27 protein-coding genes and 1 pseudogene are annotated in these 22,495 nt (G+C 27.3%); 6 read left to right on the top strand and 22 right to left on the bottom strand.

The genetic code is table 11. The annotated features are described in order from the left end of the window. Nucleotides 1-43: 43 nt before the first annotated feature. From JWF52_RS13565 to JWF52_RS13540, 6 genes are all read right to left on the bottom strand, one after another. On the bottom strand, nucleotides 44-232 hold the full coding sequence (locus tag JWF52_RS13565) for a hypothetical protein (RefSeq protein ID WP_042275812.1): 189 nt from the start codon (nucleotides 230-232) through the stop codon (nucleotides 44-46). A gap of 146 nt (nucleotides 233-378) precedes the next feature. Then, entirely contained in the window at nucleotides 379-555 is a 177-nt protein-coding gene (locus tag JWF52_RS13560) for a hypothetical protein (RefSeq protein WP_147568554.1), read from the bottom strand. Nucleotides 556-731: 176 nt separating this feature from the next. After that, nucleotides 732-950 carry a hypothetical protein gene (locus JWF52_RS13555; protein ID WP_208334078.1) on the bottom strand — a complete coding sequence of 73 codons (219 nt, stop codon included), beginning with the start codon at nucleotides 948-950 and terminating at the stop codon, nucleotides 732-734. A gap of 200 nt (nucleotides 951-1,150) precedes the next feature. Continuing rightward, nucleotides 1,151-1,366 carry a hypothetical protein gene (locus JWF52_RS13550; RefSeq protein WP_208334077.1) on the bottom strand — a complete coding sequence of 72 codons (216 nt, stop codon included), beginning with the start codon at nucleotides 1,364-1,366 and terminating at the stop codon, nucleotides 1,151-1,153. A gap of 170 nt (nucleotides 1,367-1,536) precedes the next feature. Then, nucleotides 1,537-1,740, bottom strand: coding sequence for a hypothetical protein (locus JWF52_RS13545; RefSeq protein ID WP_208334076.1), 204 nt, complete (start codon nucleotides 1,738-1,740; stop codon nucleotides 1,537-1,539). Between the two features lie 33 nt (nucleotides 1,741-1,773). Continuing rightward, nucleotides 1,774-2,205, bottom strand: coding sequence for a hypothetical protein (locus JWF52_RS13540; RefSeq protein ID WP_208334075.1), 432 nt, complete (start codon nucleotides 2,203-2,205; stop codon nucleotides 1,774-1,776). Nucleotides 2,206-2,351: 146 nt separating this feature from the next. Here JWF52_RS13540 and acpP point away from each other — a divergent pair, with 146 nt between their 5' ends. Beyond that, a complete protein-coding gene (acpP, locus tag JWF52_RS13535) occupies nucleotides 2,352-2,579 on the top strand; it encodes an acyl carrier protein (RefSeq protein WP_042275824.1) in 228 nt (75 codons plus the stop codon). Nucleotides 2,580-2,625: 46 nt separating this feature from the next. On the opposite strand, the gene JWF52_RS13530 is transcribed toward acpP, so the two are convergent. The 8 genes from JWF52_RS13530 to JWF52_RS13495 form a co-directional block, all read right to left on the bottom strand. Further along, nucleotides 2,626-2,835: a hypothetical protein gene (locus JWF52_RS13530; RefSeq protein WP_208334074.1), complete on the bottom strand. Its 210-nt coding sequence runs from the start codon at nucleotides 2,833-2,835 to the stop codon at nucleotides 2,626-2,628. Nucleotides 2,836-2,965: 130 nt separating this feature from the next. Next, a complete protein-coding gene (locus JWF52_RS13525; RefSeq protein ID WP_208334073.1) occupies nucleotides 2,966-3,970 on the bottom strand; it encodes a nucleoid-associated protein in 1,005 nt (334 codons plus the stop codon). 33 nt (nucleotides 3,971-4,003) lie between these two features. After that, complete coding sequence (locus JWF52_RS13520; RefSeq protein WP_208334072.1) at nucleotides 4,004-4,906, bottom strand: RluA family pseudouridine synthase; 903 nt, start codon at nucleotides 4,904-4,906, stop codon at nucleotides 4,004-4,006. A 142-nt stretch (nucleotides 4,907-5,048) separates the two neighbouring features. Then, nucleotides 5,049-6,251, bottom strand: coding sequence for an MFS transporter (locus tag JWF52_RS13515; protein ID WP_208334071.1), 1,203 nt, complete (start codon nucleotides 6,249-6,251; stop codon nucleotides 5,049-5,051). Between the two features lie 171 nt (nucleotides 6,252-6,422). Continuing rightward, nucleotides 6,423-7,001, bottom strand: a complete 579-nt coding sequence (locus JWF52_RS13510; RefSeq protein ID WP_208334070.1) for a hypothetical protein — start codon at nucleotides 6,999-7,001, stop codon at nucleotides 6,423-6,425. An 18-nt stretch (nucleotides 7,002-7,019) separates the two neighbouring features. Then, nucleotides 7,020-7,721 (bottom strand): ABC-2 transporter permease, encoded by a 702-nt coding sequence (locus tag JWF52_RS13505; protein WP_208334069.1) that lies wholly within the window; start codon nucleotides 7,719-7,721, stop codon nucleotides 7,020-7,022. Continuing rightward, the gene (locus JWF52_RS13500; protein WP_208334068.1) at nucleotides 7,714-8,577 is read right to left on the bottom strand and encodes an ABC transporter ATP-binding protein; all 864 of its coding nucleotides are present in this window, start codon (nucleotides 8,575-8,577) and stop codon (nucleotides 7,714-7,716) included. The genes JWF52_RS13505 and JWF52_RS13500 overlap by 8 nt, the downstream gene beginning before the upstream one ends. A 4-nt stretch (nucleotides 8,578-8,581) precedes the next feature. Next, nucleotides 8,582-8,953 (bottom strand): GntR family transcriptional regulator, encoded by a 372-nt coding sequence (locus JWF52_RS13495; protein ID WP_208334067.1) that lies wholly within the window; start codon nucleotides 8,951-8,953, stop codon nucleotides 8,582-8,584. Between the two features lie 173 nt (nucleotides 8,954-9,126). Between JWF52_RS13495 and JWF52_RS13490 the strand changes: the two genes are divergently transcribed. Both JWF52_RS13490 and yfcE read left to right on the top strand, forming a co-directional pair. After that, nucleotides 9,127-9,927, top strand: a complete 801-nt coding sequence (locus JWF52_RS13490; RefSeq protein WP_208334066.1) for an NAD(+)/NADH kinase — start codon at nucleotides 9,127-9,129, stop codon at nucleotides 9,925-9,927. 23 nt (nucleotides 9,928-9,950) lie between these two features. Continuing rightward, nucleotides 9,951-10,517, top strand: a complete 567-nt coding sequence (gene yfcE, locus JWF52_RS13485) for a phosphodiesterase (protein WP_208334065.1) — start codon at nucleotides 9,951-9,953, stop codon at nucleotides 10,515-10,517. Nucleotides 10,518-10,602: 85 nt separating this feature from the next. On the opposite strand, the gene pepT is transcribed toward yfcE, so the two are convergent. Continuing rightward, nucleotides 10,603-11,829: a peptidase T gene (gene pepT, locus JWF52_RS13480; RefSeq protein WP_208334064.1), complete on the bottom strand. Its 1,227-nt coding sequence runs from the start codon at nucleotides 11,827-11,829 to the stop codon at nucleotides 10,603-10,605. 183 nt (nucleotides 11,830-12,012) lie between these two features. Next, a pseudogene (locus JWF52_RS13475) lies at nucleotides 12,013-13,235 on the bottom strand (HlyC/CorC family transporter). Nucleotides 13,236-13,501: 266 nt separating this feature from the next. Between JWF52_RS13475 and JWF52_RS13470 the strand changes: the two are divergent. Then, nucleotides 13,502-14,179, top strand: coding sequence for a ferredoxin-like domain-containing protein (locus JWF52_RS13470; protein WP_208334079.1), 678 nt, complete (start codon nucleotides 13,502-13,504; stop codon nucleotides 14,177-14,179). Nucleotides 14,180-14,602: 423 nt separating this feature from the next. Here the strand turns inward: JWF52_RS13470 and JWF52_RS13465 are convergent, their stop codons facing one another. The 6 genes from JWF52_RS13465 to JWF52_RS13440 form a co-directional block, all read right to left on the bottom strand. Further along, the gene (locus tag JWF52_RS13465) at nucleotides 14,603-15,571 is read right to left on the bottom strand and encodes a polyprenyl synthetase family protein (RefSeq protein WP_208334063.1); all 969 of its coding nucleotides are present in this window, start codon (nucleotides 15,569-15,571) and stop codon (nucleotides 14,603-14,605) included. 95 nt (nucleotides 15,572-15,666) lie between these two features. After that, a complete protein-coding gene (locus JWF52_RS13460) occupies nucleotides 15,667-17,586 on the bottom strand; it encodes an FAD-dependent oxidoreductase (protein WP_208334062.1) in 1,920 nt (639 codons plus the stop codon). 24 nt (nucleotides 17,587-17,610) lie between these two features. Then, on the bottom strand, nucleotides 17,611-18,552 hold the full coding sequence (locus JWF52_RS13455; protein ID WP_208334061.1) for a 1,4-dihydroxy-2-naphthoate polyprenyltransferase: 942 nt from the start codon (nucleotides 18,550-18,552) through the stop codon (nucleotides 17,611-17,613). A gap of 11 nt (nucleotides 18,553-18,563) precedes the next feature. Beyond that, entirely contained in the window at nucleotides 18,564-19,439 is an 876-nt protein-coding gene (locus tag JWF52_RS13450) for a LysR family transcriptional regulator (protein WP_208334060.1), read from the bottom strand. A gap of 23 nt (nucleotides 19,440-19,462) precedes the next feature. Next, entirely contained in the window at nucleotides 19,463-20,494 is a 1,032-nt protein-coding gene (locus JWF52_RS13445; RefSeq protein ID WP_208334059.1) for an FAD:protein FMN transferase, read from the bottom strand. 330 nt (nucleotides 20,495-20,824) lie between these two features. Further along, nucleotides 20,825-21,313 (bottom strand): FMN-binding protein, encoded by a 489-nt coding sequence (locus tag JWF52_RS13440; protein ID WP_208334058.1) that lies wholly within the window; start codon nucleotides 21,311-21,313, stop codon nucleotides 20,825-20,827. 185 nt (nucleotides 21,314-21,498) lie between these two features. On the opposite strand from JWF52_RS13440, the gene JWF52_RS13435 reads away from it, so the two are divergent. Together JWF52_RS13435 and JWF52_RS13430 are read left to right on the top strand one after the other, a co-directional pair. Continuing rightward, on the top strand, nucleotides 21,499-21,894 hold the full coding sequence (locus JWF52_RS13435; RefSeq protein WP_208334057.1) for a NusG domain II-containing protein: 396 nt from the start codon (nucleotides 21,499-21,501) through the stop codon (nucleotides 21,892-21,894). A 5-nt stretch (nucleotides 21,895-21,899) separates the two neighbouring features. Beyond that, a complete protein-coding gene (locus JWF52_RS13430) occupies nucleotides 21,900-22,433 on the top strand; it encodes a Gx transporter family protein (protein WP_208334056.1) in 534 nt (177 codons plus the stop codon). Nucleotides 22,434-22,495 lie beyond the last annotated feature (62 nt).

Below are 22,495 nucleotides of genomic sequence, written 5' to 3'. Positions count from 1 at the left end.
AAAAACGTTGGTATTTAATACCAACGTTTTTTATTACTTAATATTAGCAGCATCCATCGTCAAATAATCCGCCACAAGAACAAGTTATTAATAATAATATTAAGAAAGGTATCCAAGCCATTATGTCTATATCAGCCCAGCAATCTCCAAAAGCTAAGAATAAGAAGAATAATACTATTATCCACCAAGCACCTGCACCAAAACATCCATCTCCAAAGAATCTATCTAACATATAAAAGCCCTCCCACTAATAAAGAATTTATTGATAAATATGTTAAATAATATTTACCATTGGCTAGCTGATTATATATTTAACTAACCGTTACCATAGTATATACTATGAATTTAATTTGATTTTGTTACTAAAGCTATAAATTATTAATCCCATATACCACAGCTGCAAAGTATTAATAATAATATTAAGAAAGGTATCCAAGCCATTATGTCTATATCACACCATGTATCTCCAAAAGCTAAGAATAAGAAGAATAATATTATTATCCACCAAGCACCTGCACCAAAGAATCCATCATCACCAAAAAATCTATCTAGCATTTTTGCTACCTCCTGTTGATATTTAATTTTGAGCTTTCGCTCTTAAGATATAATATGCAAGCTATATAATTTGTGATAGTGTTTTTTTGCTCTAAATTTAATTTTTAATTTTTAAACAAAAAATACTAACAAAAAACAAAAGAGAGTGCAATTGCACCCTCTTTTGCCTTACTTAATTAACATCCGCAGTCAAAACTATTGTCTAAGCATCCACAATCATCATCACCTAAGCCACAAGAACAAACTATTAGTAGTAATATTAAAAATGGAATCCAATCTGTTATGCATATTTCAGACCAGCATTCTTGGAAAGCTAAGAATAGGAAGAATAATACTATTATCCACCATCCACCTCCACCAAAACAATCAAATACTCTACTTAATTTATTACTCACACAAATCCCCTCCTAATATATAGATACTCTAATTTATGCAAGTACTCAGCTGTTATTAGGTTATTTACCTTCTCCATACTATACTATGTAACTCTTTAAAAAGTGTTATTATTTTTTATAAATTTCTAATAAAAATTTGATTTACTTTAATATGTTTTCAAATAAAAAAAGAGGCTCTACCTGAGCCCCCCTTAATGCTATTAACAACAGCATCCACCATCAAAATCAAAATTAGTTAAAAGTAGTATTAATAATACTATCCATATTAGAGCCATATCGTCGCAGAACAACCATTCTATAAGGTCATCTCCTAATAGAAGTATTGCTCCTAGTATTAGTAGCACTATTATTCCTAGTCCACCTCCACCAAATATACCTCCACCAAAGAAACGTTGTAAGCCTTGCTCATTTGACATTTTAATGCCCCCTTTTTTATTTATAGGCAATTATTATTTCTACCTACTTAATAAATATTATGTATTTGTGGCTTAAATTGTTACATTTTATTGTTTTATAGTTTCATTTTTTTGCTTGTACTATTTTTATATAAAAAAAGAAATCACTAGGATTTCTTCTAAACCAAATACTAACAACAATTATCATCAAAATTAAATAATAAAAGTATAATTAATATAATCCATATCCATATGCTGTCATCTTCTAAAACGCCATCTAATATATCTGTGCATAGTACAATAAATATTAATACTATAATTACTAGCATTCCATTGCCAAAAAGGCCATCATCGCCTCCAAAAAAACGGGATAGCGCATCTTCTAATTTTGCCATGACCTTCCCCCCTTAATTCAAAGCTTTCTTGTTTTAAGTATATGTCATAGCTGATAAATAAGTTACCTCTTTAAAACTCTTATTAGCCAATTTGTCTAATTCTTCATCACACAAGCTATTGTATTTATCTGCATCTTCTAAGTGCTTTTCCTTATTCTTATGTTCTGATATACTTTGTATTAAACTATCTATTGATTTTATTTTATACTCTTTGTAGTCGTTTATTAAAAATGTTGTTTTAGAGTTTGTAATACCTTTTTTTATAGATACCAACCTCGATATGTACTCATCCTTCTTTTCTTTAACATGTTCTTCTTTTTCCAATATATCCTCTAATATAATATTGGTTTCAAATACATAGTCCTTTATCTTTTGCATATCTAATGTCACTGAATTATAATATAAGTTTGTTAATATTATTAAAAATACTCCGATTGATGATACTACCAATCCTATATATTTCATAACAATTCCTCCTATGTGTAAATTTATATTATAATTTATATTCTTTTACTAAAAATTTATTACTTTTTTATAATTGTATATTGAATTTTTTTACATATTATATTAAACTACAATTAAAATTAATCAACTCTTTTAGGAGGTTTACAATGTTTGAAAAAATAAAAGAAATAATAGCAGAACAACTAGGGATAGATAATGTAGACAAAATAACTCCACAAACATCTTTAATAGATGACTTAGAAGCGGATTCTTTAGATGCTGTAGAAGTTATAATGGCACTTGAAGATGAGTTTGGAATAGAAATTCCAGATGAAGAAGCTGAACACTTCAAGACTATAGGCGATATAGCTAAGTTTATAGAAGATAATAAATAATAAAACCGAGCATTTAAGCTCGGTTTTATTATTTATATATTTAATTCTAGCAACAACAATCATTGTTATTATTAAACATAAACACTAAGAACACTATAAGTATAATCCAAATAAATGAATTATTTTGTTCAAAGAAGCATCCTATATCTCCATTGCCCATAAATAAAAAAATTATAGCTCCTATTATTAAAAATAAAATAAGTGGGTTATCATCTATACAATCAAATCCTCTAAAAAATCCTGTTATTTGATCCATTTATACTCCTCCTTAACTTGATATGTAACAATTTAATAGTTCTCTTATTTATAAATATGATTGTATATTTATCTTTGTGCATGTACAAAAAATAGTATGAAAATATTAACTATCTTCATACTATCTATACTTATTTTTCTTCGTAGAATTTTATATTTTTAAGTACTATATCTATTGTTCCATCTGGATTTTGTCTTACGCTATATTTCATTGGATCCTCAAAGTCAGCTAAATTTCCTTTTAAATCAAATCCATTATCTGTTTTTATACTTCTCTTTTTAAGCTTCTTTTCAACCCATTTTTTATCTATACTAAAGCCTTCCTCTAATCCTTTATCTTCCATATGTTCTTTAAAACTGTCTTTAAGATTTTCATCTTTTATAGAATTTTCTACAAAATCATGAATATCTATTTCATGCTTTTCTTTTAATGTATAGTTTAATATGCTTCTAACATCTTCTGCTTGCTTTATATCATCACTTAATGCATTTGTAATCCAGTTTTCTGCTGAGTTTTTAAACACTTTAGTCTTGTATTTATCATCTTCTATCTTCTCAGCATTTAAAAATTCTGTTATAAACTTAGATTCACTTTCTTCTTTTTCAGCATCTTTATCTAAAAGTCTTAAATGGAATTCGTCATTTATACCGCTTGTTCCAATTATTGCACATTGCTTTTGTCTACCAGTTTCTGGTATACCTACTTCATTTGCAACCATTTGTATATTAAATTTATCGTCTATAAATTCTATTGAATGAGTGTAAAGTTTCTTATAATCTAACTTTAATATAGCCACATATTTTTCATCTTTTACAGTATATAAACATACTGCTAAGTCACAAGATTCTATTTCTGCATTAATTTTCATAATATCAAACAGGTATGCTGCTATTTCCTTAGAATTTTCTAAAAATGTACTTTCATCATATATAATTTGCTCACAGCAATTTTTTATTGTATTATCATTATAATTTTTAAATACACCTTTTCTTAGATCATCATCTTTAGTAACTCTTTTTATAACCTTTTGGAAAAACTTATCTACTTCTTGATTAACTTTCCCTTCAAAATCATTTAATATTGGCACGTCACTATTTTTATCTAGAACATGTACTATAAACTTATGTATTATCATATTTCCTGCACCTCAATCTTTTATATATTTTATCTATCTTAATTTTTCTATTAAATCTTTTATATCACTTGGTAAATCTGCTTTAAAACTTAATTTTTCTTTAGTTCTTGGTTGGTTAAACTCTAAACTATACGCATGTAGAGCTTGTCTATTAATAAGATTTTCATCAACATGACCATAAAGTTCATCACCTATTATTCCATGGCCTATAGATTCCATATGAACTCTTATTTGATGAGTTCTTCCTGTTTCAAGCTTTACCTCTAATACAGTAGCATCATTTAATCTTTCAAGTACTTTATAGTGAGTTACTGAAGCCTGTCCCTTTTCATCTATAACTCTTTTTATACTATCTTCAGTTGGTCTATATATAGGCTTATTAATAGTTCCTTCATTATCTAAAACCTGTCCTTTTACAACAGTTATATAAGTTTTTTCAACCTTATCTTCACTCATATCTTGGGATAATGTGTGATGTGCATAGGCATTTTTTGCAACTATTACAAGACCTGATGTGTTCATATCTAATCTATTTACAAATCTTATTTTTACTTTTTCATTATTTTTTATAATATAGTCTGTTACAGCATTTGCAATAGTTTTATCATAATGACTTTTAGTTGGATGAACTACCATAAATGGTGGCTTATTTACCATTATTAAGTCAAAATCATCATATAATACTTCTACATTTAAATCTTGTGGTTCAAAGTTAGCCATATCTTCTTCTATTTTTACTTCTATCAAATCACCTTTTTTTATCTTAGTACTTGGCTTTTTAAATTCACCATTCACTGATACACTTTGTTCTCTTTTCATTTTAGATAAAGATCTTACTGAGAAGTTTAATTTATCTAATAATACTTCTTTTAAAGTTAATTCTTCATCATTTATATATGATATAAGGTTATATTTCTGACCTTCTTTTTTAAACAAATCTACACCTACTTCCTTTTTGCTAATAACATTATATATTTTACACTATTTTTTTAATATATAGATGCTTTTTTTGACTAAATTAAAGAAAAGACTTTAATTTATTATACAAACTAAAGCCTTTTTGATTATTTATAATTCTTTATTGTTTGACATTCTTATTGCTAAAACTTTTTACTAAAATTAAAAATGCAATTAAGCAACATATACCACCTAATATAAATGGTAACTTATTTCCATAATCAAATATAAATCCAGAAACTAAAGATCCTGTAATCATACCTATCGCTTTAAATGAACCTTGAATTCCCATTACCTCTCCATAGTTATCTTTAGCTAACTTAGATACTATACTTTGCTGCATAGGAGTAACTAGTGCGCTTGATGCTATAAATAAACTTAAGAAAAGTAAAGCTACAAATATATTATTACTCAAGCTTGATATTATTATAGAAATCCCTGCTATTACTAATGCATATATTATACTTTTATTTTCATTAAACTTCTTACCTAAATATGGATTAACAAATAAGTTCATTATTAAAGCTATTATTCCTGCTACCGCCATAACTGCTCCGTTTACAGTAGTTGGCATATTTAATACTGACTCTATATAATAATTTATCGTTGAATTATAAGATGTTGTTGATATCGTAATTAAAGTCATTACTATCATCATTATTCCTATAGTAGACTTTAAATCAACTGATTTTTTACTAGGTTTTAAGTGGTTTAAGTAAATTTTAAATTTTCCATATTTATTATTTATGGTTTCATCAATTAAAATATAAATTATTATTGCTACTATAATAGATAATATAAATTGACTTATAAAAGCGTACTTATATCCAAAACTACCTATTGTTCCTCCAAGAAGTGCTCCTGCTGAACTTGCAATAGATCCAGTTGCAGTGTGATAAGCCATATATTTTACTCGTTCTTTTTTCGTAGATACATCACTTATATATGCAGTTGCCACTGTTATAAAGCCAACTGACATTCCTCCTCCTAGTATTCTAAATAATAAAATCGTACTTGTAGTTTGCGAAAGACCAAATCCGAGTTGGCTTATTCCATATCCTAATACTCCTATTATTAAAAATATTTTTCTTCCTTTTGTATCAGACATAGCTCCCCATATTGGAGACATTACAAACTGAGCAATTGCCATAGTTGAATAAAGTACTCCAAACATATATGTAGGTAGTCCCAATATATTTATTAATGTTGGAGTTACAGGATGAGCCATGTTAAATGTTGTCATAGTTATAAAGTTTATAAATAATATTTTCTTTAGTTTATTTTTGTCCATATTGCCCTCTATCGTTAATAATATTTTATACATTATAAAATACCCCAAATTGTTATTTTTAAATTGTTCCCAAATAAAAAATTCGTTTTACTCATGTTACCAATTGCCTACAAAAAATGTACATTGCTCGAGTAACTGTGTTGGCGAAACATTTTAAGCTTAGTAACTGAAAATTATATGTAAAAAAGTCTATCAATTGATAGACTAATTTTTATTATGTGCTTCGAAATTAAAAGAATGACTTCTATTATCTTGTTGTACATTTATACATCCAGTTTCTAAAAATGGTAAATCAACTGTATATCTTCCGTCAAAATCTATATTTACAGAATATAAATCAAAATAGTTTTTGTCTAAAGTTAATCCTTTTGGAAATAAAAACTCTACATATCCTTCTTTATAAGGCTTTATTCCATATAAAAACATTTTATCACTTTCACTAACATGATTTTCATTATCTCCCATATTTCTTTCATATGAAGTTAATTCTATGTTAGATCCAAAATGTGTTACCTCTTCATTTTCTTCCTCTATCTTTCTTTGAAAAATTAATTTTGCACTATTTAACCTATAAGTATATTTACTTTCGTTCTTTATTTTAAATTTAAATATAGTACCTTCTTTAACTTCCTTTTTATCATATAAATCTACTCTTATTTCTTTTATATTTGTTTCTTCATAATCATTTACATGTATCATATCTTTAAATATTAATTTATTACCTATAAAAAATACTGTAAATACTATTAGTATGCTTATTGAAATTTTTATAAATCTTTTCATATTTCTCCCTCCCTAATATTAATAGTTTGAATTTTTAGACTTTATAATTTTTAGAGACACATACATTGATATTATAAAAATTATAAGAGTTATAAACGTAATAGTATTTAAATTTAAATATTTTGAACTAGCATTTTCAATAAAATTAATTATTACATTTCCAATTGAACTTAATGGTCCATAACTAATAAAATAATCTGACCTTGAGCTATAAAATACTTTATCTGAAATCATACTTAGTGTATTTATGTAAAAAATCAAAATAAATACACTTATAAATCCGCATAGCCCTCTGACTTTATAGTATCCAAATTTGAAATACAGAGGTAGTATTATGGATATAATTACTAAAAATGAATTTACTCCAAAGTATATATCATCTAGTACTACTTCTCTAAGTAAAAATATAGAAAATATTTGATTTATTATTGTAGAAAGTATAGTTATTATAAGTATTGTAGCTGCCCCCATTATATATTTGGAATAAACTATATCTTCTTTACTTGTTGGCATACTTTTTATAAAATTTCTTGAATTATTTTCATAATCACAATAAAAAGTATTTGCTAGTATTAAATAACTTATAAATACAGGCGTTATATAATAATGTTGATCTCTAAATATTATATAAGATATTAAAAATATAAATAAATATTTTATATTTTTTATACCTTCTGTTTTTATGCTTGTTATTATATCTTTTTTAATTAAATTAAGCATTATTTTTCCCCTCCACATAATAATACATTACATCTTCTATAACTGAATTTTCTATACTAATAATCTCAATACTTTTTAATATATCAATAGCTTCCATAGTATCTAACTTAATTAAAGCTTCACTGTAATATTTATTATTTTTCATACCAATTATAAATTTACTAAGCTTTTCTAATTCTTCCCTTGATGCCCTAACTATTTTATAATCTTCTATTAAGCTCTCTTTATCCATTGTAAATACTTGTTTTCCTCTATTTATAAAAGTTATGTAATCAGCTATTTTATCTAATTCTTCTGTATTATGTGTTGATATTATTACACTTGTTTTTCCTTCTTCAATAAATTCTTGTAAATATCCTAATATTTCTTTCCTAATTATAGGGTCTAACCCAGCTGTAGGTTCATCTAAAATCAAAAGCTTTGCATCATGACTAAGTGCATTTGCTAACATTAACTTAACAGATTCTCCTTTAGATAAATGTTTTATAGTAAATTTTTCATTTAAATTAAATTTACTTAGGTAATTATTAAATTTATTTTTATCAAATTTTTCATACATTAATTCCATGATCTTTTTGAAATCTTTAATCTTAAGATGAGGATAAAAATCTAAGCTATCATATACAAAACCAATATTATTTTTTATATCTATAGGGTAATATTTAATTTCTTTATTAAATATTTTTATATTTCCTTCATCTGCATCTAATAAACCCATTATAAGTTTCATAAGTGTAGTTTTTCCTGAACCATTTGGTCCAACAATTCCCATAATAAAGCCTTCATCTAAATTTATATTTATATTTTTTAATTTAAAGCTTCCTAAATTTTTACTTAGATTTTCAATTTTAAGCATTTAATCACCCCTCATATATGCACTCTAAAATTTCTATTATTTCTTCCTTTGATAAATCTATCATTTTTGATATCTCTATTATTTCTTCAAGCTTACTTTCTATTTGTTTTACCTTTTCCTCAAATACTATTTCCTTTTTAAATCCTGATACAAATGTTCCTTTTCCCGCTACTATATCTATAAAGCCTTGTTTTTGAAGCTCTTCATAAGCTCGTTTTGTTGTTATAACACTTATATTTAAATCTTTAGCAAGTGTTCTTATTGATGGAAGTAACTGACCTTGCAAAATATCTTGTTCTATTATTGATTTTTTTATTTGATTTACTATCTGTTTATAAATAGGAATATCTGATGAGTTACTTATTATAATGTTCATGATTTCTCCTTTCTTTTTTAATTATCTATATATACTGTATATATTCAGTATATACTGTTAATATAAATATGTCTACTTCAATTTTATTAATATATGCCTTCATTCATATAGAATAAATTAACTTATAGTTTTATAAAATTATGTTATAATACAAAGTATGAAGGGGTGGAAAAATGAAAAGAATTATTACTATAAACTCAAATGGAGTTTTAAAATCTTTAGAGACTAAGGAGCTATTATCTAAAAAACTTATAGATGCAGGGTTTGAAGTAAGAGATGATTTCCATCCAGATACAGAACTAATTATATCAATTGGCGGTGATGGTTCTTTTTTAAAAACAATTCATGATTTTGAATTTCCTGAAGTACCCGTTGTTGGAATAAATACAGGGCATCTTGGTTTTTTTCCGGATATTTCTCCTGATAATATAGACGCTTTTATTGAAGCTTACTTAAAAAAGGATTATCTTATTCAAGATATCTCTCTTATACAGGCTAGTATATGCACTAATAAACATTGCTTAGATGTATTTGCTATAAATGAGGTTGTAGTAAAGGGTGATAAATCTAGAACTATTCATCTTAATTTAAAAGTAAATGATAAACATATACAAAATTTCAGTGGTGATGGAATGATTATATCTACTCCTACAGGGTCTACAGCATATAATTATGCTGCTGGTGGAAGTATTGTAGATTCGAGTTTAAACCTTATGCAACTTACACCACTTTATCCTATAAATACAAATGCTTATAGATGTTTTACATCTAGCATAATTTTTTCTAGTGAATCTATAATAAATGTTATTCCTGAATATAGATTTGAAGATTCTCTGTTAATAGTTATTGATGGTGTTGAACATAGATATAATCAAATATCCGATATAAAGGTTTTTGTATCAGATATAAAAATAAACTTACTTAGAATGTCAAATTATGAATTCTGGAGTAGAGTCTCTGAAAAATTTTTATAATATATACTTAGGAGGAATTTAATATGAAAATAGGAGTAATGAGTGATACTCATGGAAGTTTACTTTATTTTGAAAAAGCTTTAGATACTTTAAATGATTGTGATTTTATACTACACGGTGGTGATGTATTATACCATGGACCAAGAAATCCTCTACCAGAAGGTTATAATCCAAAAGAGTTAGCTTTAAGATTAAATGAAGTTCAAAATATACTTATCGCTAAAGGTAATTGTGATTCTGATGTAGACCAAATGGTTATAGACCATCCTATTCAAACACCTTATGTTGTAAGCCAATTTGGAAAACTTAGAGTTTTAGTTACTCATGGATATGTAGAATCAAAAGAAGAAATGATAAAGAAAGCAAAATCTATGAATGCTAGTGTTCTTATATCTGGACATACTCATGTAAAAGAGCTATACCTTGATGAAAATTTAGTAGTTTTAAATCCCGGTTCTACATCTATACCTAAAGATGGAAGTCATTCAGTTGCAACTATAGAAGTAATGGGTGAAGATCACCATGAGTTAGATTTAGATATAAATTTAATAGATATAAATAGTGGAGAAATTATAGAGTTAGATAATTAATAATAAATTTAATAAAAATAGGTATTGGATTAATCCAATACCTATTTTATATATAAAATAACTTATTCTCTTTGGTAAATTTTATTTACCCTCTTTCTACGTATTTTTCGGCTATCTTAACTATAAGTTGAGCACATTTTTCCATTGAATTTACTGGTATACATTCATTTTTACTGTGGAAATTTAATCCTCCAGTGAATATATTTGGACATGGTAGACCCATAAATGATAATCTAGCTCCATCTGTACCACCTCTTATTGGTAATATAAGTGGTTCTATTCCAACTTCATTCATAGCATCTTTTGCTATATCAACTATAAACTTAACAGGCTCTACTTTTTCTTTCATATTAAAATATTGATCTTTTAAATCTAAAGTTATTCTTCCATCATATTTTTCATTTAACTTATTTATACTTTCAGTCATATAAGCTTTTCTTTCTTCAAACTTTTGCTTATCATGATCTCTTATTATATAAACCATACTTGCCTTTTCAACATTACCATTTAGATCATTTAAGTGATAGAATCCTTCATAACCTTCTGTAGTTTCTGGTCTTTCACTTTTAGGGAACATTTCAGATACTTCAGCTGCTATATGTAGTGCATTAACCATTTTATTTTTAGATGCGCCTGGGTGAACATTTCTTCCTTGTATAGTTATAGTAGCTCCTGCTGCATTAAAATTTTCATATTGAAGCTCACCGATTATACCACCGTCTATAGTATAAGCGTATTTAGCTCCAAACTTTTCAACATTAAATAAATTAGCTCCTCTACCTATTTCTTCATCTGGAGTAAATCCTATTTTTATATCTCCATGTTTTATCTGAGGATTATTTACTAGGTACTCTATAGCTGTAACTATTTCTGCTACACCAGCCTTATCATCAGCACCAAGTAATGTAGTACCATCAGTAACTATTAAATCTTGACCTACAAATTTAGCAAGCTCTGGATAATCTTTAACTTTTGTAACTATATTTAGCTCTGAATTTAGTACTATATCTTTTCCATCATAGTTTTTAACTATTCTTGGTTTCACATCTTTACCTGTAACATCTGGTGCTGTATCTAAGTGAGATATAAATCCTATCGTTTCTATACCTTCTACATTGCCTTTTAAAGTTCCCATTACGTAACTGTTTTCATCTACGTTGGCATCTGTAAGTCCTAATGATTTTAATTCTTCAACTAAATAGTTAGCAAATACTCTTTGTCCCTCTGTTGATGGACAGTTTGAATTTTTAGGATCTGCAGTCGTATCAAATGTAACATATTTCAAAAATCTTTCTACTACTTTTTCTCTCATGTTTTAATCCCTCTCTCTTTAGTTTCTGTTGATCAGTAATCCATATATAATTAAGTATTACCATTATTTTACCATTTAATGTTTATATTTTTCTACATTTTCCGTTATTTTATTTTAATATACAATCATTTTTATTTATAATAATTTTGCTTATATATAAAAAACACCGCTATAAGCAGTGTTTTATGTAAAAATTCTTATTTTCTTTATTCTATTTTTATCTAGACTTTCTATACAGAATCTTATATTATCAAATTCAATAACTTCATTTTCTTCAGGCCATCTTCTTAAATGACCTATTATAAAACCGCCTATAGAATCAAACTCATCTGATTCTAACTTAACACCTATAAGTTCATTTATATCTGTTATTTTTGTACTACCTTCAACAATATACTCATCTTCTTGTATTACTATTATATCATCCTCTTCTTCATCATACTCATCTTCTATATCACCAACAATTACTTCTACTAAATCTTCTATAGTTATTAATCCTGATGTACCACCGTATTCATCTACAACTATGGCCATTTGACTTTTTTCTTTTTTCATCTCTTCAAGTATTGAGTTATCTTTTTAAATTCGTATGTAAAGAATGGCTCTCTTATATAATTATTAACATTAAAGTTTTTTATTTCATCATCTTTTAAAAATATTACATCTTTTATATTAAGTATACCTATAATATCATCTATTGAGTCCTCATAAACAGGAAGTCTACTTAGCTTTTCATTTTTAAACATCTCTATTATTTCTTCATAGCTATCTTCTGTATTTATAGCTATCATATCTAATCTTTGAACCATGGCTTCTTTAGCTTGCATATCACCAAATTGGAATACATTATTAATAATTTGTCTTTCTTCTATTTCTAGCACTCCTTCTTCATGACTTACATTTACCATAGTCTTTAATTCTTCTTCAGTTATATATGGTTGTACTCCCTTATCTTTTATACCAAATAACTTAAATATCACATTTGTGATTATATTAAATATCCATACAACAGGTGCAGTTATAAATATAACTAACTTTATTGGTTTAGATACAAAAAGTGCCACTTTCTCTGAATTATTTGCTGCTATTGTTTTTGGAGTTATTTCTCCAAATATTAATACTAATATAGTCATAACAGCTGTTGCAAGTGGTACAGCTCCAGGTTTCCCATCTAATATCGACATAAATAATGATGTTGATATTGATGTTGCTGCTATATTAACAACGTTGTTACCTACTAATATAGAACTTAGTAATTTATTAGGCTCCTCTATTAAAGAACTAACTAATTTAGCTCCTTTTACTCCTTCATCTTTCATATGTCTCATTCTTATTTTACTTAAAGACATTAAAGCTGTTTCAGATGCTGAAAAGAACCCCGAACCTATAAGTAATATTACTAAAATCCTATCTGAATCAAAATACCGGTCAAATCCAACCTTTACCACACTCCTAGTTTTTATTTTTAATGTTAGTATATTATATCATATATGAGCCTTATTGGGAAATAATACATATTAGTAATTACTTTAAATACATGTTTATTATGCCCTTATAATAATAATAAATATTTACTTATATTCTAATAAAATATATATGCTTATTTTTAATTATTACATATATAAAATTAATTTATTTCCATATACTATTATTACTGTATAAAGGAGGTATTATTATGAAAGATTTACTTGAAAAAGGTGCCGTATTACAAAGAGATAAAGAAACTTATGCAATAGCACCTCATGTTCCTGCTGGATTAATATCATCTGACCAACTTCGAAAACTAGCTGATGTTGCAGATAAATACAATGTTGGTGCAATTAAAATAACCGCCGCTCAACGTATTGCTTTAGTTGGATTGAAAGAAGAAGATATTGATAATGCTTGGGATGATTTAGGAATGAAGCCTGGTGCTGCTATAGGATTATGCGTTAGAAGTATTAAAACATGCCCTGGAACAACATTTTGTAAAAGAGGGTTTAGAGATTCTGTGTCTATAGGACTTAAACTTGACGATAGATATCACGGAATGAATCTTCCTAATAAACTAAAAATTGGAGTAAGTGGTTGTCCTAATAGCTGTTCAGATAATCATACTCGTGATATAGGACTAATGGGTATGCCTAAAGGGTGGGCAGTTTTTGTTGGTGGTAAAGGTGGTAATGTTCCAAGACTAGGTGATAAATTAGCTATTAATATACCTGATGATAAGGTTTTAGATGTAGTTGATGAAATCGTACAAATATATTCAAGTAATGCAACTGGTAAAGAACGACTAGGTTCTTACATAGATAGAATCGGATTTGATGAATTTAAATCTACAGTCAATTTAGACAATATTTTACAATAAATAATAAAAAAAATATTTTTTATTATTTTGTGTCATTTTTTGTAATTATATCATATGTTATATTAAGAGAAGCTTAAAGTAGAGTTTCTCTTACAAAACCAAATAATATGAATATCAAAACTCCTGTTAGTATTATAATTAATGATCGGATATAAAAATTTCTTTCCCCCCAAAATATTCTAAGCCACCTATTTCTCCCCCCCCCTGAATAGGTGGCTATTTTTATACTTATTTGGTTTAATACGTATATAAAGTTATTTTTTGTTAATAATTATAATTGAGAGCGGAAAATATATATCTCCCCCTAATAAGTATATATATAAAATAAAGGCGTCTACGAATTCCCCCTTGTAGACGCCACTTTTTTTAGCAACGGACCTGCCTTCCAAGATCGTTGGCGACATGAGCGAAGCGAATTTTATATTAATATTTTCTACTTATAAGCTTTTCTGTAACTTCTATAAGTATTTGTTTATATTCATTGTCTGGTAATTTATTTATATCTCTAAATGCTTTTTTAGAATACTTTTCTGCAATTTTTATTGATTCTTCTATACCACCATTATCTCTAACTAACTTTATTATGCCTTTTATTTCTTCTTCATTGTATCTATCTTTATCTAAAGCTTCTTTAATTTCTTTATGATTGTTTTTTATAGCTAAAATTAATGGAAGTGTATATATACCATCTTCTAAATCTTTTCCTGATTTTTTTCCTATTTCTTCATCTGTTGCAGTATAGTCTAATATATCATCTAGTATTTGAAATGCCATACCTATATTATGACCTATATTCCAAAATAATCTACACGTTTTTTTATCACATAAACTCTCTGCAGCTCCTATATACAAACTTAATGAAAATAACTCAGCTGTTTTACCTGATATTCTTTTTAAATAATCTTTCACTGATACGTCTTTATCATATCTTGAATTTAGCTGTTCTATCTCTCCCATACATATACGAGACATAACTTTCGTATCTACATCAATTCCTCTTTCTATTGATGATGTAGTGGCTAATATTCTAAAACATAAGCAAAAAAGGTAATCACCTATATAAACTGCATAGTTTTTACCATATCTTGACTGTATAGTTTCTTTTCCTCTTCTAAATTCGGCTTCATCTATAATATCATCATGTACTAATGTTGCCATATGAAACATTTCTATTACTGACGCAAATGCATGTGCTCTTTCTTCATTATATTCTCCAAACTTCGAAGCTATTATTGTAAAGGCAGGTCTTAGCATTTTTCCACCTGACTCTAACAATTCTAATATACTACTTTCTATAATCTTGTCCTTACATTTTGCATTTTGTGCAATTTGCTTTTTTACTTTTTCAATTTCTTTATCAATTATGGGATAATCTATCCAAAATTTACTCATACTCATCCCTCACTTTGTTGTCTTAATAATTTTTAATAAAATTTATTTAAAAAGCAGGAATCTCTTCCTGCTTTTAATTTTTATGTCTTTAGTAACTATTTTGCTAAAGAATCAGATTTTCCATGTACTTCATAGATTGGTCTTCTCTTACCCATCCAGAAGTTGCCTACCAGATTACTAATCCAAGGCATTACATAATAATCTAATCCGAATGTTCTACCTGCTCCACACATTAATGCTATACTTCCAAATGTGTACCATAAGATTTCCCATCCAGCCATAGCCGATAATATAAAGTTAACTGTCATAAATGCTGACGCTGCTGATGCTAAGAATGTAAATAATCCTGCTATTAAACATAACCCCATACCTATTTCAGCTATTACTACCATTGTTTGGAATAATACTGCAACCTCTGGAGTTGGCATAAATATTCTCATTATTTCTTCATAAAGCTTTGGTACTGTTTCTAAAATTGGTTGTGGCATATTTGTTGCTCCATCAACTGCTTGTGATGCTCCAGATACTGCGTCATGTAACCATTCAAACGGCATATTAACATTTCCTGCTCTTACCCAGCTGTCAGCTCCAATTGCTACATTATTTACTAACTCATTAATATACCCACCAATGCTTGAAGCTTCTCCTGCTTTTGCAAACATTGTATCCCATGTTCCTTCACCAATTAACTTTTTAAGACCTTCCATTAACCATAATGCACCTATATAAACTCTTAAAGGCACTAACCATAATCTGTTTCCTTTAGATGATAGGTGGCCTCTCATTATACATCTTCTTTCCTTCATTGCAAAGAATTCATGTTGAAGATAGTTATATACTGCGTGTACATTGTTTACTCCAAATAAGTATACCATATTTATAAGATGTTTCATTACCATTGCAAAGAAACCAGATAACTTTATTCCCATTAAATCTGCTACTGCATATCTTCCACCAATAGAAACCATAAATCCATGATAATTAGATTTAAATTCTACTTTTTCCTTATTTTCTATAGAAGCTATTATATTTTTAGCCGCTGTTACTGCTGTTTGTTCTGCAGCTTCAACTATTTGAGGATTTTCCTTTCCTGGTTCTTCTTCTATATATGCAACGTCTCCAACAACATATATATTTTCCCTACCTTGTGATTGCATATATTTATTAGCAGAGTATCTACCAGCTCTAGCTTTTTCAACATCCATATCACTTAAATCTTGGTTTGCCTGTACTCCACAAGTCCATATTAAAGTTTCAGTTGGAATAACTGTTCCATCTTTTAACTTTATAGATTCCTCTGTTACTTGCACTATTGGAGAATCTTTTAATATTTCTACTCCATGTTTAACCATATATTTTTCAGCTTTATTAGCTTGTTTTCTATCTAACATGTTTAATATAGTTGACATAGCTTCAACTACTAATAATCTTATTTCACTTTCATCTACTCTATATTCTCTAGCTAATGTAGTTTTCCACTCAAGTAGTTCTCCTGCCATCTCTATTCCAGTAAATCCTGAACCCGCCACTACAAAAGTAAGCATCTTCTTTCTTTTCTCTGCATCTCTTTCATAAGAAGCTTCTTTAACTCTGTCTTTTATATGAGCTTTTATTTTAAGAGCATCTTCTAATGACCATAGAGTAAATCCATTTTCTTTTACTCCTTCAACACCAAAGAATGCTGGCTCACTTCCTACTCCTATAATTAAATAGTCATAGCTATATTCACCTTGATTTGTTTTAACTACATTGTTATTGCTGTCTACATTTTCTATATAATCAACCACAACATTTACCTTAGTTCTATTGAATATTCTGTAAAGATCAACTTTTACTGACTCTTCAGGAACTCTACCTCCTGCAACTTCATGTAATTCAGTCATTAATGTATGATAAGGGTTCTTATCTATTAATGTAATCTCTACCTCATTATTTTTTTTATACTTCTTTGCTAATTTCTTAGCGGCATGGACACCTGCATATCCTGCACCTAAAATCACAATTTTAGTCGACATACTATTCCCCCTTAGTTATATTTTTTATATTAGATTGATGGCGATACTAACTATATATGATATACCTAGTATCATAAAGTTCTTTACAGCTGTAATAAATGTTTGTGATTTAATTTGATTTTTTTCAAATATTTTAATATTTTTTTGTATTATATATAAACTTAAAATAGTTAATAATGTCGAATTTGGTAATATTTTAACTATCACTGACAGTAAAATAACTATATATCCAAAATAATATATGTACTTATACAATTTAATAGCTATATCTTTTGTTATGTAGTATGGTAATGTGAATCTACTAACTTTAATATCTTCTTCTAAATCGCATATATTATTTGCAAGCATTATATTTGCAATTCCACATATTAAAGGTGTTGATACCATTAATATAGCTGTACCTTCTATAAAATTAAACTTCCCTAATATCATGCTACCTTCTATGTATATTCCAAAAAATTCTTTATCATATATACTTGCATATATAGTTATAAATGGTATAAAAAGACCCATAAATATACCAGAAAATACTTCTCCTAATGGCATTCTAGATATTGGTATAGGTCCAAATGTATAAAATATTCCTATAAAAAAACAAATCACACCTATACATAGGATTAATATATTTGTTTTAAATGCAAGTAGTATACCAAATATAGTGGCTATACTTAATAATATAGCTATTGTATGTAGACCTGCTTTTTGTGAAATTCTATGTACATGTATTGGATTTTTCCCTTGATAATTTTCACCTTGATGGCTTATTTCATTTTTGTAATCACAATAATTATTAATAGCTGTTGTAGCCATATCAAATGTTATCATTGATATAAACATTATTGTTAAATTAACAACATTTATTTCGCCATATCTATATATGCTATATACAACCCCCATAATAAATGGAATCACACTAGCTACTTTTGTTGGAAGTTCAACAAAATTTATATAGCCCTTTAAGTTCATCTTGTTCTCCTTTATATTACTAACTTTATACCTTCTTTATTTAAAATATGTTCTAATTCTTTTTTTAATATTTTAATTTTTTTCTTTATATCATTTCCTATATCTTTTTTATAAGTTATAAATAAATCATAATTACCTTCTGCTACATTTTCACATAAATTTATAAGTTTTCCTAACTTTAACTCTTCCTCTACTGCAATTTTTGGAACAATTGCTGATGTATTCGGATTTTTTAAGTATTCTTTTATGGTATCTAAGGAATCCGTTTTCAAGCAAAAATTTATATTATTTAATTCTTTAATTTTAATAGAATTAGAACTTGAGTCATCATCAAGTATAGCTATTGTATTTTTATCTACTTTGTCGCATTCAATATATTTTTTACTAACTAAAATTAGTTTACTACTTCCTATATGAGTTGATACAAGGTCCGTATCATTTATCTTGTTGCATCCAATTACTATATCTGCTTTGTTATGTAAAAGCATTGATTTTTCATTGGATTGTAAGTACCTATTTATACTTATATTAAATCCATTAAATATTTCACCTATATCTCTAGCTATAGTAGATATAAAGAAATTTGCATATACGCTAGACATATTTATTTTTATTTCTTTTCTTTCGTAATTTTCTGAGTTTATTTCTTCAAGTAAATTATTATGTATATTAATTATTTCTTTAGAGTATTTGTATAATATCTCTCCCTTACTAGTTAGCTCTACTCCTCTATTACTTCTTTCAAAAAGCTTCACTCCAAGATCTTTTTCTAGCTTAAAAAGCTGATGACTTAAAGCGGGCTGTGATATATGTAAATCTTTTGAAACCTTTGATATACTTTTTAACTCTGCCACTTCATAAAAATATCTTAAACTACTTATTCGCATATCATTATCCACTCCCCTAAAATCTAATTAGAAAGCTCAAAGCTATCATTAACTATCTTAAAGTTTCCTTTTAATCCTTTTGTTATATAGACTTTACTATTGTTCATTACAAATATTGCCTCTGCTGTTTCTAATTCATCTAAAAACTTTAATCCTTCATCTAAACCTTTTGTAAATATTAATGTCGATAAAGCATCTGCGTCTACTGACTCATCTGCAACTATTGTTACTCCAGCAATGTCTGTTTTATATGGATATCCAGTTTTAGGATTTAAGATATGGTGATATTTAATTCCATCTTTTTCAATAAACCTTTCGTATACTCCTGTTGTAACAACTGATTTATTTGCAATTTCAATTGTTCCGATAACATTTCCTCTATCTTCAAATGGGTTTTGAATCCCTATCTTCCATTTATGTTCCTTATCTTTTGTACCCATAGCATATATATTTCCACCTAAATCAATAATTGCTCTTTCTACGTTATTCTTTTTAAGAAGTTTAGCAATATCATCAGCTATATAACCTTTAGCTATACTACCAAGGTCTATCATCATCCCTTTTTCGCTTAAGAATACTTCTTTTGTAGAATCATTCATCTTGACTTTTGTGTAATCAATATTTTTTATTACTTCTTTGATATCATCTTCACTTGGCACATTTGCCTCTGGAAGACCTATACTCCAAAGCTTTACTAAAGGTCCTATAGAAACATCATATCCTCCATGAGAAAGTTTTGAGTATTTTAAAGCTTTTTTAATAAGATTGTAGCTAAAATAACTAAGTTTAACGCCTTTTATTCCAGCATTTTCATTTAATAGTCCTACTTCAGTTCCCTCTTTATTTATACTAACTAAGTCCTCTACTTCAGATACACGTTTAAATACGTCATCTAATAGTTTTTCACTTGCATTATCATAAAGAGTTACTTTTACCGTAGTACCCATAAATAATTCAGTTCTGCTAAGTTGCTTGTTAGAATCTTCTTTTGCACAACTTACTAAACCAATGGCCAAAATAATTGTTGTTATTATAACAATTACTTTTTTCCCCATAATTTCTATTCTCCTTTTAATTAAACTACATTAGATATAAATTATTAATATTTTATAGTAAATAATATCTATTCTCATTACATTTTATCTATTTTTAACTAATAATTCAATATTTTGTATAATTTTATTTAAGATTATTGTAGCTATTTTAAATTTTTTATAACTAAATTTAAAATCAAAAAGGTTTATCTTATTTATTTATGGATTTTTAAATATTCAGAGTGTAAGATTTATGTATAAAAAATTCACTTCACTAATGCCCTAAAGTATAATTTCCTTATATGTAAAAAACTGTTAGTATAGGTTAACCTATACTAACAGCACCGTTAATTATTTAACTTCAACTACTTCTTTTTCAGCTTTTCCTTCATTTGCATTTTTTAAAGCTGCTCCAAATAATGTCTTAGCTTTTGCAGATGAATGTGTTGCTCCTGTTACTCCATCTATTTCAGCAGATTGTGCTTCTACTATTTGCTTTTCTATTGCTGGTTCATATTCTGATGGATTAGTTCCAGACTTTTCTTTCATCATTTTATTGTATCCTTCGTTTGCTCTCTTATCTCCATCATCAGTGAATTCATTGTAGCTAGCTTCTACTATTTTTCCACTTTCAACTTTTACACTTACTCTTGCTTTTCCACCATTTTCATCAGCTTCTTTAGTTTCAGCTTCATAAACTCCATCTTTCATTCCTGATGCTGTTTCTTCTGTTTTTGGTGTTTCCTTTGCTGGTGCTTCTTCCTTAGGTGTTGATGAACAACCTACAAGTGATAATGTTAATAAACTTGCACATAATCCTACTAAAACTTTTCTTTTCATAATATTCCCTCCACATTTACATTTTTTATGTAATTACCTCTAACTGGATTATACAACGTTTTACAACATATATATTAATAGTTTTTTTTAATACAGTATAAATTATTTGTATCACTATTTTATTTTCCTATTTCTTAAAATTCAGTATAATGGGTTATATACTGAACTTTAAGGAGAAACGTTTTATGAAAACTTTAAAAAAACTTGATGTTGTTATTATAGTTTTTCTGTTAATTTTATCATTTACTCCACATTTAATATTTTCAAAGTCATTATCTAAAGAATACTCATCAACTTATGCTAATATTAAACTATCAGGAAAAGTTTATGATACAATTGATTTATCATCATTTAAAGGAGAAAAAACACTAGATATAAAAACTTCTCATGGTATTAATAAAATACTTATAAAAGATGGTAGTATTCAAATATTAGATGCTAATTGTAGTGATAAGTTATGTGTAAGGCAAGGATCTATTTCTAAAGTAGGAGAAACTCTTGTATGTTTACCTCACAAATTAATAATAGAAATTAAAGGAGATGAAAGTGAAAGTTTAGATGATATGATACTTTCACATTAAATATTATGAAACTAAATAAAACTTCTAAAATGGTATATATGTCTCTACTAGTGTCTATGGCTTTAATATTGTCTTTAATCGAGCGTATGATACCTACCCCATTTATAGCTCCAGGTGCAAAGCTTGGATTAGCTAACCTGATAATAATAATATCTGTTTATACCTTAGATAACTATAAAGAGTCTTTTCTTGTATTATTTTTAAGAATTTTCCTAGCTGCACTTTTAGGTGGTAGTGTTTCATCACTATTATATAGTGTTACTGGTGGAATCTTAAGTTTTATAATTACAGTTATAGTCAAAGAACTTGGAGGTAAGCATGTTTCTGTAATTGGCGTTAGCGCTTCTGCTGCTGTATTTCATAATGTAGGCCAATTATTAGCAGCATCACTTATACTAAATAATTTTAGTATATTTTTATATCTTCCTCTTTTATCTATTACTGGTATAATAACAGGTATTTTTATAGGATTATCTGCAAATTATGTTTTAAATCATCTTAAAACTTTACCATATTTCAAATATGCTAAAGTAAAATAAGTAACTATTTTTAAATATAATTTAAAATTTTATTAATAAAATAAAAATCTGTAAAATTAGAA

Source organism: Clostridium sp. CCUG 7971 (genome assembly GCF_017590215.1).
Lineage (GTDB): Bacteria > Bacillota > Clostridia > Peptostreptococcales > Peptostreptococcaceae > Faecalimicrobium.
The sequence above is the reverse complement of the archived record's forward strand: the minus strand, read 5'-3'. Positions and strand labels throughout refer to the sequence as shown.

Excerpts from the sequence above, each read along its gene's own strand:
- JWF52_RS13565 (WP_042275812.1), bottom strand. The coding sequence starts at position 232 with ATGTTAGATAGATTCTTTGGAGATGGATGTTTTGGTGCAGGTGCTTGG.
- JWF52_RS13560 (WP_147568554.1), bottom strand. The coding sequence starts at position 555 with ATGCTAGATAGATTTTTTGGTGATGATGGATTCTTTGGTGCAGGTGCT.
- JWF52_RS13550 (WP_208334077.1), bottom strand. The coding sequence starts at position 1,366 with ATGTCAAATGAGCAAGGCTTACAACGTTTCTTTGGTGGAGGTATATTT.
- JWF52_RS13545 (WP_208334076.1), bottom strand. The coding sequence starts at position 1,740 with ATGGCAAAATTAGAAGATGCGCTATCCCGTTTTTTTGGAGGCGATGAT.
- JWF52_RS13540 (WP_208334075.1), bottom strand. The coding sequence starts at position 2,205 with ATGAAATATATAGGATTGGTAGTATCATCAATCGGAGTATTTTTAATA.
- acpP (WP_042275824.1), top strand. The coding sequence starts at position 2,352 with ATGTTTGAAAAAATAAAAGAAATAATAGCAGAACAACTAGGGATAGAT.
- JWF52_RS13530 (WP_208334074.1), bottom strand. The coding sequence starts at position 2,835 with ATGGATCAAATAACAGGATTTTTTAGAGGATTTGATTGTATAGATGAT.
- JWF52_RS13525 (WP_208334073.1), bottom strand. The coding sequence starts at position 3,970 with ATGATAATACATAAGTTTATAGTACATGTTCTAGATAAAAATAGTGAC.
- JWF52_RS13515 (WP_208334071.1), bottom strand. The coding sequence starts at position 6,251 with ATGTATAAAATATTATTAACGATAGAGGGCAATATGGACAAAAATAAA.
- JWF52_RS13510 (WP_208334070.1), bottom strand. The coding sequence starts at position 7,001 with ATGAAAAGATTTATAAAAATTTCAATAAGCATACTAATAGTATTTACA.
- JWF52_RS13505 (WP_208334069.1), bottom strand. The coding sequence starts at position 7,721 with ATGCTTAATTTAATTAAAAAAGATATAATAACAAGCATAAAAACAGAA.
- JWF52_RS13500 (WP_208334068.1), bottom strand. The coding sequence starts at position 8,577 with ATGCTTAAAATTGAAAATCTAAGTAAAAATTTAGGAAGCTTTAAATTA.
- JWF52_RS13495 (WP_208334067.1), bottom strand. The coding sequence starts at position 8,953 with ATGAACATTATAATAAGTAACTCATCAGATATTCCTATTTATAAACAG.
- JWF52_RS13490 (WP_208334066.1), top strand. The coding sequence starts at position 9,127 with ATGAAAAGAATTATTACTATAAACTCAAATGGAGTTTTAAAATCTTTA.
- yfcE (WP_208334065.1), top strand. The coding sequence starts at position 9,951 with ATGAAAATAGGAGTAATGAGTGATACTCATGGAAGTTTACTTTATTTT.
- pepT (WP_208334064.1), bottom strand. The coding sequence starts at position 11,829 with ATGAGAGAAAAAGTAGTAGAAAGATTTTTGAAATATGTTACATTTGAT.
- JWF52_RS13465 (WP_208334063.1), bottom strand. The coding sequence starts at position 15,571 with ATGAGTAAATTTTGGATAGATTATCCCATAATTGATAAAGAAATTGAA.
- JWF52_RS13460 (WP_208334062.1), bottom strand. The coding sequence starts at position 17,586 with ATGTCGACTAAAATTGTGATTTTAGGTGCAGGATATGCAGGTGTCCAT.
- JWF52_RS13455 (WP_208334061.1), bottom strand. The coding sequence starts at position 18,552 with ATGAACTTAAAGGGCTATATAAATTTTGTTGAACTTCCAACAAAAGTA.
- JWF52_RS13450 (WP_208334060.1), bottom strand. The coding sequence starts at position 19,439 with ATGCGAATAAGTAGTTTAAGATATTTTTATGAAGTGGCAGAGTTAAAA.
- JWF52_RS13445 (WP_208334059.1), bottom strand. The coding sequence starts at position 20,494 with ATGGGGAAAAAAGTAATTGTTATAATAACAACAATTATTTTGGCCATT.
- JWF52_RS13440 (WP_208334058.1), bottom strand. The coding sequence starts at position 21,313 with ATGAAAAGAAAAGTTTTAGTAGGATTATGTGCAAGTTTATTAACATTA.
- JWF52_RS13435 (WP_208334057.1), top strand. The coding sequence starts at position 21,499 with ATGAAAACTTTAAAAAAACTTGATGTTGTTATTATAGTTTTTCTGTTA.
- JWF52_RS13430 (WP_208334056.1), top strand. The coding sequence starts at position 21,900 with ATGAAACTAAATAAAACTTCTAAAATGGTATATATGTCTCTACTAGTG.